The following is a 12880-nucleotide window of genomic DNA, read 5'->3' on the forward strand; positions in this document are numbered from 1 at the left end:
ATGGTCTCCCACGCCACCGCCCTCCCCACGGCCTGCGCGCCCGCGCAGCCGATCCTGTTCGGCCCGGCTTCGCGCCAGCTGTTCGGCATGTTCCATCCGGCGGACGAGGCGCGCGCGGAAGACAGCGCGGTGCTGGTCTGCCCGCCGTTCGGACAGGAGGGCCTGCGCACCCACCGCTTCTTCAAGGTGCTGGCCGAACGCTTCGCGCGTACCGGCATCGCCACGCTGCGCTTCGATTTCCACGGCACCGGCGATTCGCCCGGCGATGAGAGCCAGGGCGAACTCGACGGCTGGCGGCGCGACCTGTGCGCGGCGCACGAGGAACTGCACCGGCATGCACCGGGCAAGCGCATCGTCTGGCTCGGCGCGCGCCTGGGTGCCACCCTCGCGGTGCTGGCGGCGCGCAACGGACGCTGCGACCCGGTGCGCCTGGTGCTGTGGGAGCCGGTGATCGATGGGCGCCGCTATGCGCGCTTCCTGCGCGAGCAGCACGTGGCCGCGATCGATGCGAGCTTCTGCATTCCCGACCTGGCGTGGCGCCGCAGCCTCGGCCGCGATCCCGCCGCGCTGCCCGAAGAAGCGCTGGGCGCCCTGCTCTCGCCCGCGCTGCGCACACAGCTGGGCGCGCTCACGCCGGACTCGCTGCCGCTCACCGCGCTGCACGACACGCTGGTGCTGACGCCGCCCGACGACACCCACACGCCGCAATGGGCGGCCGAGCAGCAATCGCGCCACATGCCGGTGCGGCTCGCGTACTTCCAGCACCGGCTCGACTGGACCTCGGACCCCTATCCCAACAGCGCCATGGTTCCGGCCGATGCGCTCAACCGCCTGCAAGGGGCTCTCCATGAATGACGCCGCGCACCTCACGCCCATGACGCACACCCCCGTACGCTTCGGGGCCGGCGAAGCGCTGGTCGGCATGGTCACAGCGCCCGCGGGCCAGGCGCCCGCTGCGGTGGCATGCCTCATGTTCAACATGGGCGCCAACCACCGGGTCGGGCCGCGCCGCATCAACGTCAAGCTGGCGCATGCGCTGGCGGCGCGCGGCGTGTCCAGCCTCCGGTTCGACCTGGGCGGCATCGGCGACAGCGACCTGCCCGCCAACGCCGGGGACCTGCCCTCGCGCGCGCTGCACGACCTGCAGGCCGGCATGGACCTGCTGGAGAAGACGCTGGGCATCGGCCAGTTCGTGATCGCGGGCATGTGTTCGGGCGCGGAGCACGCCATGGCCACCGCCGCGGTCGATGCGCGCGTGGTGGGGCTTTCGCTGTTCGACGGCTTTGCCTTTCCGCAACGGCGCACGCGCTGGGAACGCACGCTGCGGCGCGCGTTGGCCGCACCCGCCCACCCCTCGTTCGCGGGCAAGACGCAGCGCTGGCTCAAGCGCCGGCTGCTGCGCGGCGAAGCGGCCAAGCCGATGCCGGGCTTTTTCACCGAGGCGGCATCGCCGGCGGCCACCGAGGCCTGGTTCGGGCAGACGATGGCGCTTCTGGCCGAGCGGAACGTCGCGCTGCAGCTGCTGTATTCGGGATCGCTGCATGTGTGCGACCGCGACCGTGACCAGCTCGGCCCCTTCCGCGCAGAGCCGTTCGCGCAGTCGCTGCACTACGAGTTCATGCGCAAGGTCGACCACACGGTCTGCACGGCCGAGGGCCAGCAGCTGTATCTGCGCAGCGTGGGCGACTGGGTCGCGGAGCGCTGCTTCGGCACCGGCACCGAACGGCGCGGCGCGAGCCGCCCGCCCGCGGTCGTCGCCCGCCCCCTGCCGGCCAAGTGGGCCGCGCCATGACATCACCCCGTTCAACGCCAGCCAAGGAGAACCTCATGAACCGCACCGATCCATCGAGCGCGCCGCAGGCCGCCCGCGTTCCGTTCTTCACCGGATGCGCCGGCCTCGGCGCCCGCGCCTCGTTCGCGGCAGGACGGGTCCGATGGCTGGGGCTGTCCATGCTGCTGTCGCTCGGCCTGGCCGGCTGCGTGCCGGGCTTCGGCACGCCGGGCCTGCTGCGCAACGAGGACGGCTCCGTCGGCACCAACAAGGTCAAGACCATCACGCCCGAACTGATCCAGGCGCAGAACGCGCGCAACACGGGTCTCGCGCCCGAGGTGCGGGCGCTCTTCGGCCGCGCCGCGACCTACACCATCGGTCCGGGCGACGTGGTGGGCGTCATCGTCTACGACCATCCGGAGCTGCTGCCCAACGCGGGCGCGGTGATCTCGCAGCAGAGCGACCCCACCGGCGTCACCGTGGCGCCCGGCTTCATCGTCGATGCCGCGGGCGAGATCAGCTTTCCGTACATCGGCCGCACGAAGCTGCGCGGCCTCACCGAAAGCGAGGCGTCGGAGCTGATCGCGCGGCGCATCCGCGCCTACGTCAAGGCGCCGCAGGTCAGCGTGCGCATCCAGTCGTTCCGCAGCCAGCGCGCCTACGTGGAAGGCGAGGTGCGCACGCCGGGGCTGCAGATCTTCACCGACGTGCCGATGACGCTGTCCGAGGCGCTCAACCGCGCCGGCAGCATCACCGCCGCGGGCGACCGCTCGCAGGTGCTGCTCACGCGCGGCGACCGCACGGTGCCCATCGACCTGATGGCGCTCAAGCGCTACGGCGCGGACGCCAACAACATCCCGCTGCGCAACGGCGACGTGGTGTATGTCGGCGCCCGCGACGACAGCCGGGTCTATGTGATGGGCGAGATCCTGCGGCCCTCGGCGCTGCTGATGCGCAACGGCCGCCTGAGCCTGAACGAGGCGCTCGGCGATGCGGGCGGGCCCGACCTGTTCACCTCCGACCCGGGCCAGATCTACGTGATCCGCAATGCCCGGAACGACGGCTCAGCCGACACGCCCGACGCGCTGGAGATCTTCAACATCAATGCGAAGAACCCGGCCGCGCTCGCGCTGGCCGACCGCTTCGAGCTGAAGCCGCGCGACGTGGTCTACGTGGACCGCGTGCCGCTGGTCTCTTGGAACCGGGTCGCGAGCCTGATCCTGCCCGCCGCCCAGGTCGTGAACCTCGCGCGCGACACCGCGCGCAGCAGGTAGGCCGCCCCGGTCCCCACCCCCGCATCCCGCCCGCACACCACGACCCGGAAAGAAGGTGACCCCCATGAATGCCCGCTGGTACCCCCCGCTTCCCGCACCCCAGGGCGCGGAACCCGACCGGCCCCGCTCGGGGCCGAGGGAATACGTCGACATCCTGCTCGACCACCGATGGCTGATTGCCGCGATCACCGCCGCGGCGCTGGTGGTGGGCGCGTGCTACGCGCTCTTCGGGCCGCGGGTGTACGAGGCGAACGTGCTCATCCAGGTGGAGGATGCCGACCGCTCCGCCACCCCCGGCGATACCGCGGTCAACGGCGTGAGCGTGAAGACGCCGACCTCGGGCGAGGCCGAGATCCTGAAGTCGCGCATGGTGCTCGGCCAGGCGATAGAGAACACCCGGCTCTTCATCACCGCGCAGCCGCACTACCTGCCCCTGGTGGGCGAGTTCATCGCGCGGCATTCCACGGAGCTCTCGGACCCGGGCTTCCTGGGCCTGGGCAGCCATGTGTCGGGCACCGAGCGGATCTCGGTCGCGCAGATGGATGTGCCGCCGGCCTTCGAGGGCAAGCGATTCCTGCTGACCGCGGGCGACAACGGCAACTACACGCTCACGCATCCGGACCTCGCCACGCCGCTGCCGGGGCGCGTCGGCGTGCCGCTCGATGCCCCGGTGCCGGGCGGCGCGATCCACCTGCTGGTGGGCTCCTTCGAGGCCAGGCCCGGCGGCGCCTTCGAGCTGACCCGGCGCTCCAAACAGCTGGTGCTGCTCGAACTGCAGAGCGAGCTGCGCGTGATCGAGAAAGGCAAGCAGTCGGGCGTGATGGATGTGAGCTGGCAGACCGGCAACCGCATGCAGCTGACCGAACTGCTCAACGAGGTGTCGCGCCTCTACGTGCGGCAGAACATCGACCAGAAGACGGCGCAGGCCGAGCGCACGCTCGACTTCCTGGGCACCGAACTGCCGAAGTTCAGGCAGCAGCTGGAGCATTCCGAAGAGGTCTACAACCAGTACCGCAACCAGAACGGAACGATCAGCCTGGACGACGAGGCCCGCAATGCGCTCGCGCAGAACGTGGACCTGCAGGCCAAGCTGTTCGACGCGCGCCTGAAGCGCCTGGACCTCACCAGCCGCTTCACCGCCCAGCATCCGACGGTGATGACGCTGGATGCCCAGATCGCCTCGCTGCGCAAGGAACTCGGCACGGTGGACAGCCGCATCCGCCGCATGCCGATGCTGCAGCAGAACTCGGTGCGCATGCAGCGCGACATCAAGGTCAACACCGACCTGTATGCATCGCTGCTGAACAGCTCGCTGCAGATGCGGCTGGCCCGCGAAGGCAAGATCGGCAACGTCCGCGTGCTCGACGCGGCGCTGCTGCCCGAGAAACCGGTGCGGCCCAAGGCGGCCATCGTGATGGCGCTGGCGCTGATCGCGGGCCTCTTCCTGGGCGCGGTCACGGCGATCCTGCGCAAGACGCTCAAGAGCACGGTCGCCAACCCCGACGAGATCGAGGCGCACACCGGCCTGGACGTGTACAGCACGATCGCGCTGAGCACGCAGCAGGCCCAGCTGGACCGCGCCGTCCGCCTGGGCAAGCCCGGCATGAAGCTGCTCGCGGCGCTGCATCCGGAAGATGCGGCGCTGGAGGGCGTGCGCCGGCTGCGCACCACGCTGCGCTTCACGATGCTCGGGGCACCGAACAACCGCATCCTGCTGACCAGCGCCACGCCGGGTGCGGGCAAGACCTTCGTCTCGTCGAACCTGGCCGCCGTGCTCGCGGCTTCGGGCAAGCGCGTGCTGCTGATCGATGCGGACATGCGCCGCGGCAGCCTCGCGGCCCAGTTCGGGTTGGCGCAGGAGACGGGCCTGGCGGAACTCATCGCCGGCAGCGCGACGATCCCGCAGGCAACGCATGCGCAGGTGCTGCCGCACCTGGACGTGATCACCAGCGGCACGCTGCCGCAAGACCCGGCCACCGCCCTGGCGGGTGATGCGTTCACGCAGCTGCTCGCGACGCTCTCGGCGCACTACGACATCGTGCTCATCGATGCGCCGCCCATCCTGTGGGCGACGGAGACCGTGGCGATGGCGCCGGCGATGGGCACGCTGCTGCTGCTGGCCCGCGCGGGCGACAGCCAGCTGGGCGACCTGGTGGAGAGCTCCAAGCGGCTCGCGCACGTGGGTGCGTCGTTCCACGGCGTCGTGCTCAACGGGCTGGACACGCGCCAGCACCACTACGGCAGCTACGGCAGCTACGGCTACGGGTACGGGCTCTACCGCTTCCGTCCCCACACCTATCCCGCCCTGGGCCACACCCGTCGGCCCGAGCCGGAGCACGCCGCATCATGAACACGCTGCACTCCGGTACGGAGAACCGCTCCGCGCCCACCGCCGCACCGTCAGCCGCACCCCTGGGCGGCTCACGGCTGCTGCGCGGCACCAAGCGCGCCGCGGACATCCTCATGGCGGGCACCTTCTTCGTGTGCTTCGGCTGGGCCTATGCGCTCATCTGGGCGGGCGTGCTGCTCACCTCGGGCAGCCCGGCCATCTACATGCAGCCGCGCTACGGCCGCAACGGCAAGGTGTTCCGCTTCTACAAGTTCCGCACCATGGTGCCCGACGCCGAGGCCGTGCTGGCGCGCCACCTGCGCGAGAACGAAGACGCGGAGCGCGAGTGGCACAAGTTCCAGAAGCTGGCGCACGACCCGCGCATCACCCGCTTCGGCGCGTTCCTGCGCAAGTACAGCATCGACGAGTTCCCGCAGTTCTGGAACGTGCTCAAGGGCGACATGAGCATGGTCGGGCCGCGCCCCTGCATGTTCGCGCAGAAGGGCCTGTACGGGGCGTACTGGAACCACTACTGCGCGGTGCGCCCGGGCATCACCGGCCTCTGGCAGATCAGCGGGCGCAACGAGGTGAGCTACCGCCGCCGCGCGGCGATGGATGCCGAGTACGTGGCCACGCTGTCGGTGCTGGGCGACATCTCGATCCTCTTGAAGACCTTCGGCGTCGTGGCCGGGGCGCGCGGCTCGCGCTGAGCCCGGCCCGCCATCGCCGCATTCCTCTCCCCGTATCCATCAACCCTTCACCGAAAGAACGAAATGCGTATCTATGTTGCAGGTCATCGCGGGATGGTGGGCCAGACGCTCACGAGGCGCCTGGCCGGACTCGGCCACGAGGTGGTGACGCGAACGCGCGCGGAGCTCGACCTGCTGGACCAGGCGGCGGTGGCGCGCTTCTTCGCGACCGAGCGGATCGACCAGGTCTACGTGGCGGCCGCCAAGGTCGGCGGCATCCACGCCAACATGACCTACCCCGCGCAGTTCATCTACGAGAACCTGATGATCGCGGCCAACATCACGCACCAGGCTTTTGCCGCGGACGTCAAGCGGCTGCTGTTCCTCGGCTCCAGCTGCATCTATCCGCGGCTGGCCGACCAGCCGATCCGGGAAGACGCGCTGCTCACCGGCAAGCTGGAGCCGACCAACGAGCCTTACGCGATCGCCAAGATCGCGGGCATCAAGCTGTGCGAGAGCTACAACCGGCAGTACGGCGCCACCCACGGCATCGACTACCGCAGCGTGATGCCGAGCAACCTGTACGGGCCCGGCGACAACTACCACCTGGAGAACAGCCACGTGGTGCCCGCGCTGATCCAGCGCTTCCACCTGGCCAAGATCAGCCGAGCGCCCAGCGTGCTGATCTGGGGCAGCGGCCGCGCGCGGCGCGAGTTCCTGTATGTGGACGACATGGTCGAGGGGTGCCTGGACGTGATGAACCTGCCGCGCGCGGCCTACGACCATCACACCGACCCGATGCGTGGCCACATCAACCTGGGCACCGGCGAGGACGTGTCGATCGCCGAGCTGGTGGAGCTGATCCGCGAAGTGGTGGGCTACGAGGGCAGCATCCGCTACGACCTCGCGCAGCCCGACGGGGCGCCCCGCAAGCTGCTGGACGTCTCGCGCGCCGCCACCTTCGGCTGGCGCGCCACGGTGCCGCTGGCCGAGGGCCTGCGCCGCACCTATGCGGACTACCAGAAGGCCGCGCGGTCGACCGAAGCGGTCGCCGAGCACGCCTGAAGCCCGCAACCCGGAAGCTGCCATGAGAACCCTCACCTTCTGGTTCGGCATCGCCTCTGCGCTGCTCTGCGGGCTGGTCGATCCCGTCTGGGGCTATGCGGCCGTGTTCGTGCTGGCGGCGGTGCAGCTGTCGATGCTCGGCGCCGCGAGCGACAGCGTGTTCCTGCTGATCCACTACACGGTGGTTCTCATCTACTTCTCGCTCGCCCCTGCGATGCAGATCGCCGCGGACGTCGACTTCTGGGAAGTGGGCATCCTCGGCCGTGCCGCGCACACGCAGGCGCTGGTGCTGCTGCTGCTGTACATGGCCGGCGTGGAGGCCGCGCGCCTGGGCATGCCCGTGCGGCCGCCGGTGCACGGGCCGCGCGATGCCGACCGCGGCGTGGGCGTGGCCCACCCCTTCCTGCTGCTCCTGAGCTGCTCGCTCGCGGCGTTCGCGGCGCTCTTCATCCGGCCCGACCTCAACTTCGTGGCGCGCGGCGTGATCGCCGACGACGAGAGCCTGCCGATCGAGTTCATCGCCTATTCCACGATTCCCAAGCTGGTGGTGCTGATGTGCTTCGTGGCGCTCGCGATCCATGCGGTGCGCCAGCGCACGCTGTGGGCCTGGTGCGCGGCGGGCCTGGCGTTCGCGCTGGCCGCCCTGGCCGCGAACCCGGTCAACACGGCGCGCCAGATCATCCTGATCGGGTTGCTGCCGCTGCTCATCCATGCGATTGCGCGCAGCCACCGCTGGACGCTCGCGGCCGTGGTCTTCGGCGCCATCGCGGGCCTGGGCCCGGTGCTGAACCTGATCTCGCGCGATGCCATGTGGGGCGCGAGCCTGGAGTCGTTTCCGTTCAGCCAGGACTTCGATGCGATGTTCGTGGTGGCGGGCCTGCTGGAGCGCGCGCCCTCGCCCGATGCCGGCTTCGGGCGCTACCTGCTGTCGGCCCTCTCGTTCTTCCTGCCGCGCGACCTGAAGATGTTTCCGGGCTACGACCCGCTCGGCTGGTCGGCGGTGGCCGCCAATTTCTCGCAGAGCAACCTGTCGCTGCCGCCGTTCGCCACCGCGTACTTCGACTTCGGGCTGCTGGGCCCGGCGCTGCTGGGCTTCGCGCTCTCGGCGGGCTTCCGGAGCGTCGACCGCATCGTCGATCCGCGCCGTGCGCTGAGCGCCACCTACCTGTGCGCGCTGGTGATGCTGGCGGCCTACGTGCCATTCATGCGCGGCCCGATCCTGGGCTGGGGACCGTTCGCCGCATCGGGGTTGATCGCCGCGCTGGTCGCGGGCTGCCTGAGTTCGTGGTTCCGGCGCGCGGCGCGCATGCGGGCTCGCCAGCCGGTCCACGAGCCGGCGCTCGATGCGCCGCGCCTGGGCGCCCCCGCCGCGTGAAAGAAAGAGAAAGAAAGAAAGCGCCCATGGCCACCTATCTCTTCTACGACACCATCCGGCTGAACAGGTCGGCGGGCGGCGTGCTCAACGTGTCCGAGGTGCTGCTGCGCAGCATGCGCCTGTCGCCCGACGACAAGGTGCAGCCGGTGAGCGAACGCCACCCCTTCGTCTACGAGGCCGCGCGCCGGCTGCGCATCAGCCGCTTCGTGCTCGACATCCTGCTCTACAACTTCCACCGCGTGCGCGCATGGTTCTCGGGCGAGCGGATGTTCTCGCTGTTCCCGAACTACTTCCTGCCGTTCTCGCCGCTCGGGCGCCACGCCGATTCGATCGTGGTGGTGCACGACCTTCAGTACAAGTCGTACCCGCAGTACTTCACGCCCGCCAAGCGCCTCTGGCTCGACTGGAGCCTGCGCCGCATCGCACGCAGCGCGGCCGACGTGGTGTTCATCAGCAGAAGCAGCCAGGAAGATTTCGAGCGGCACTTCGCACGCTGCGCGCGTCCGGCGGTGATCTTCAATCCGGTGGACGCGGGACCGGGCGGCCGCGGCCGCGAGAACGCCGCAGACGAGACCGCGACCCAAGGCGACCGCTACCTGATCGCGGCCTACCACTACTACCCGCACAAGAACTTCGGCGGCATCCTGAAGTTGTTCGAGCGCATGAAGCGCGAGGGCCTGGTCGACTGCCTGGACATCACCGGCAACGGCGCGGCCGAGGTCGAACGGATGATCGCCACCCAGGCGCCCGCGCTGCGCGACAGCGTGCGGCACCGCGGACTGGTTCCGCGCGACGAACTTCTCCGGCTGTACCGCGGGGCGGCGGCATTCATCTCGCTCTCCACCTTCGAGGGCTTCAACCTGTCGGCGGCCGAGGCGGCCACGCTGGGCGTGCCGCTGCTGCTCTCGGACATTCCGGTGCACCGGGAGTTGTTCGCCGGCTACGGGTTCTTCATCGGCAGCGAGGCGTGCGATCTCGCACCGGTGGCGCGCTACCTGGCCGAGCACCAGCGCACGCGCCCGACGTGGCAGCACTCGCGCGACTGCGTGCCGAGCGCGGTGGCCGCGAGCTACTTCACGCTGAAGCGCCGGCCCGCTCCGCTGACGGAGGCGATGCAATGACGAACCGCGAGCGCCCAGGAGCCGTTCTTCTTCGCCGGCTCGCCGCCGTCGCGCTCGCGATGGCCGCATGGCACCTGCCTGCGCAGGCGGCGACGCCCAAGGTTCAACCCGCCCAAACTGCTGCATCCGCTGAATCTGCATCAGCCGGCAAGGCCGTCCCCGGCTTCGGCGTGATGGTGCATTACCTGCCCGACAAGCAGTCCGCCGGCGAGATCGCGCGCTTCGACGCCGAGGCCCTGGCGGCCTCGCTCGCCGAGATGCGCGCGAGCTATCTCATCCTCACCCTCGGACAGAACAACGGCCAGTTCAACGCGCCCAATGCCGCGCTCGAGACGCTGTGCCCGCGCAGCGCCAGGAACCGCGCGCCGCGCGACCTGCCGCTGGCGATCGGGCGGGCGCTGCAGCGCCACGACATCGCACTGATCCTGTACCTGCCGTTCCGCGCGCCGCAGGCGGACCCCTACCTGATGGAATGCCTGGGCGACATCTCGGAGCAACTGCCGCCGCCGCCGCGCTTCATCGCCGCCTGGTCGGCGGTGATCAAGGACTGGTCGGACCACTACGGCCCGCTCGCCACCGGCTGGTGGTTCGATGGTGTCTACAACACCACGGGCATGACGGCGGACGACTGGGGCAAGCTGTGCGCGGCCGCCCGCAGCGGCGCATCGAACCGGTGGCTGGCCTTCAACGCCGGAGAGGGCCAGGCGCGCTTCAGCCTCAAGAGCGCGCCCTGCCAGAACCTCATGGCGGGCGAGTACATGCGTCCGACCGCCCGCCTGGTGTCGCCGCCCTCCGAGCTCAGGCTGCACGTGCTCACGCCGCTGGCCGCGTCCTGGGGCCGGCCGGGCAGCGCGCGGTTCTCGGCCGCGCAGCTGCGCGGCTGGATCGGCGATGCGACCGCCGCCGGCGGCATGTTCACGCTGGACCTGCCGCTGGACGACAACTTCCATTTCCTGCCCGCGCACGTGGCGCTGGTGCGCAGCGCCACCGCGCCGCGGCCCTGAACGCGCCCGTTCTCCAACCCATCGCTCCGCCATGAACAACCCCCTTGCCTTCATCGTCGTGGAAGACCGCCAGAACGACACGATGCGCCTGTGCCGCGAGGCAGCCGCCCGCGCCGGCGAGCACCTGCTCGTGCTGGGCGGCACCGAGGCCGGCTACGCGTACAAGCGCTTCTGCCAGGCCTACGTGCACCTGTCGAGCAACACGCCCGAGTTCGAGAAGATCTGCTTTCGGCGCTACTTCATCCTGGCCGGCTACCTGGCGGCGCACCCCGAGTGCCGCGAATTCGTGCTGATCGACAGCGACGTGCTGCTGTTCCGCGGCGCCGGCGCGCACATTGCGAAGCTCGTGGGGAGCGCGGGCTTCTCCGGCTCCTTCATCCGGCCCGCCGACGGCTGGAACCCCTGCCAGATCTCGCCGCACGTGAGCTACTGGACGGCGGCGGCCCTGCACGATTTCGTCGCCCACCTCATCGAGACCTACACCACGCCGGCCGGCCTGCAGCAGCTGCGCGACATCGCCGGGCGCTTCGCGGCGCGCGGCGTGCGCGGCGGCGTCTCCGACATGACGCTGCTCTACCTGTGGGCGGAGGCCTCCGGCAATGCGGCGCCGATCAACCGGGTGTTCGAGGGCCAGGTGATCGATCACAACATCAACGGCGGGACCAACCATCTCGCAGGGGAGTTCCGCGTTCGCGGCGGCGCCAAGCGCCTCGCATTCGTCGACGGACGGCCCTGCCTGGAGACCACGGCCGGCGAGGCGGTGCGCGTGCTCGCATTGCATTTCCAGGGCTCCGCCAAGCGCGCGATGCGGCTCGCGCTGCATGGCCGGGTGCACGGCGTCGCTGCGCTGACCCAGGCGCTGCAGATGGCGCGGCGGGCGAAGAACGCCGCCTTCGCCCTGGCGATGCGCGTGCGGCGCGCAGCCGATGTGCGCCCCTTCGCCGACGCATCGGGCGCTGAGTTCCCCGCGGACCGGAACGCACCATGAAAACGTCGGCCGGCGCCTCCTTCGCACTGCCGGGCGCGCGCATCGCGCGGCGCCTGGGCCTGGGCGCGCTCGCTTCGCGGCTCTACGTGTACCTGTCGGGTTTTCTCGCGATCTTTCTCATGGCAGCCGAGGTCGCACCCGCGCGCTTCGGCGAGTACTCGATCTACCAGTCGGTGCTGGAAGTGGCGCTGGTGGTGGGAACGCTGGGCAGCGCGCTGCTGTTCTCGCGCAACGCCGCGAGCGTGCCGCCCGCCGTGACGCGCGGCGACCTGGTGCGCACGCTGGCCATCGGGCTGCCGCTCGCCACGGTGCTCGCGGCCATCATCGTGAGCGCGCAGCGGCTGCCGGTGGCCGGCATGCCCTTCGCGCTGGTCGCGGCGACGCTCGCGGTCTTCGCGTTCAACAGCCTGCGCCTGTCGTACAGCCGGGGCCTGGGCAACGCGGGGCTGCTCAACCTGGAGTCCGGCCTGCGCTCGACGCTGCTGGTGCTGGGCGTGGCCGCGCTCGCTGCGTTCCATTTCGAGATCGGCGTGGCGCAGCTGCTGGCCATCAACCTGCTCGCCTTCGTGCTCGTGTGCGCGGCCGTTGGCCTGCCGGTGAATGGCCCGGCGCCCCCAGCCGGAAAGCCCGCGCTCGATCTCCCGTCGCAAGCCCATGCCACCGTGTATGCGCTGCTGACCTTCCTGCTGCGCAAGTCGGACCTGCTGGTCATCGCCCTCTTCATGCCGCTGGGCTATGTGGGTGCGTTCAAGCTGGCCTTCCTGCTTGCGGAAGCGCCCTCGCAGTTCGTGCAGGCCTTCCTGGTCACCAAGACGCCCGCCATGCTGAACGCCACCTCGGGCGACGCGGCGGCCGCGGCAACGCTGCGGCTGGCGCGGCATTCGTTCCTGCTCGGTTGCGTGCTGTTCGCGGTGCTCGCGGGCGTGCTGGCGGTGGCCGCGCCGCTGCTGAAGGTCGGCGGCCAGGCGATGGACATCTTCGTGTGCATCGCGCCCTATTTCCTGCTGCGCACCTACACGGTCCACCACGAGATGGTGCTCGCGCTCAACACCCCGGTGGGTTCGCTCGGGCGATGGGCGCTGCTGGAAGTGGCGCTGCGGATGGCCTCCTACGGCGCCGTGATCGCGCTCTTTCCGGACCGGCCGCACTACGTGTTCTTTATCGCCTTCTTCTCCGACCTGCTGCTGTACGAGCTGCGCATGCGTGCGCTGTTCGGCTTCTTTCCGCTGCTTCGCCTGCTTCGCCCGGTCCATTGAGAGCCACT

The 12880-nt window shown here is 70.1% G+C and carries 11 protein-coding genes; all 11 read left to right on the top strand.

The annotated features are described in order from the left end of the window. The 11 genes from M2282_RS05370 to M2282_RS05420 all read left to right on the top strand — a co-directional run bounded on the left by M2282_RS05370 (position 1) and on the right by M2282_RS05420 (position 12872). Positions 1-855, top strand: coding sequence for a serine aminopeptidase domain-containing protein (locus M2282_RS05370; protein WP_280807755.1), 855 nt, complete (start codon positions 1-3; stop codon positions 853-855). Then, complete coding sequence (locus M2282_RS05375) at positions 848-1792, top strand: alpha/beta fold hydrolase (protein WP_280807756.1); 945 nt, start codon at positions 848-850, stop codon at positions 1790-1792. The genes M2282_RS05370 and M2282_RS05375 overlap by 8 nt, the downstream gene beginning before the upstream one ends. A 35-nt stretch (positions 1793-1827) precedes the next feature. Then, on the top strand, positions 1828-3045 hold the full coding sequence (locus M2282_RS05380) for a polysaccharide biosynthesis/export family protein (RefSeq protein WP_280807757.1): 1218 nt from the start codon (positions 1828-1830) through the stop codon (positions 3043-3045). A 64-nt stretch (positions 3046-3109) separates the two neighbouring features. Then, positions 3110-5395 (top strand): polysaccharide biosynthesis tyrosine autokinase, encoded by a 2286-nt coding sequence (locus M2282_RS05385; RefSeq protein WP_280807758.1) that lies wholly within the window; start codon positions 3110-3112, stop codon positions 5393-5395. Further along, complete coding sequence (locus tag M2282_RS05390) at positions 5392-6084, top strand: sugar transferase (RefSeq protein ID WP_280807759.1); 693 nt, start codon at positions 5392-5394, stop codon at positions 6082-6084. The genes M2282_RS05385 and M2282_RS05390 overlap by 4 nt, the downstream gene beginning before the upstream one ends. A gap of 63 nt (positions 6085-6147) precedes the next feature. Continuing rightward, positions 6148-7128, top strand: a complete 981-nt coding sequence (locus tag M2282_RS05395) for a GDP-L-fucose synthase family protein (RefSeq protein WP_280807760.1) — start codon at positions 6148-6150, stop codon at positions 7126-7128. A 22-nt stretch (positions 7129-7150) separates the two neighbouring features. Next, positions 7151-8503 (top strand): hypothetical protein, encoded by a 1353-nt coding sequence (locus M2282_RS05400; RefSeq protein WP_280807761.1) that lies wholly within the window; start codon positions 7151-7153, stop codon positions 8501-8503. Between the two features lie 26 nt (positions 8504-8529). Then, entirely contained in the window at positions 8530-9624 is a 1095-nt protein-coding gene (locus M2282_RS05405) for a glycosyltransferase (protein ID WP_280807762.1), read from the top strand. Then, positions 9621-10628, top strand: a complete 1008-nt coding sequence (locus M2282_RS05410) for a hypothetical protein (RefSeq protein WP_280807763.1) — start codon at positions 9621-9623, stop codon at positions 10626-10628. The genes M2282_RS05405 and M2282_RS05410 overlap by 4 nt, the downstream gene beginning before the upstream one ends. Positions 10629-10659: 31 nt before the next feature. Further along, positions 10660-11616 carry a hypothetical protein gene (locus M2282_RS05415; protein WP_280807764.1) on the top strand — a complete coding sequence of 319 codons (957 nt, stop codon included), beginning with the start codon at positions 10660-10662 and terminating at the stop codon, positions 11614-11616. Further along, positions 11613-12872, top strand: coding sequence for a polysaccharide biosynthesis protein (locus M2282_RS05420; protein ID WP_280807765.1), 1260 nt, complete (start codon positions 11613-11615; stop codon positions 12870-12872). The genes M2282_RS05415 and M2282_RS05420 overlap by 4 nt, the downstream gene beginning before the upstream one ends. The last annotated feature ends 8 nt before the right edge of the window (positions 12873-12880 follow it).

Origin of the sequence: Variovorax boronicumulans, assembly GCF_029892485.1 — a bacterium.
Lineage (GTDB): Bacteria > Pseudomonadota > Gammaproteobacteria > Burkholderiales > Burkholderiaceae_C > Variovorax > Variovorax boronicumulans_B.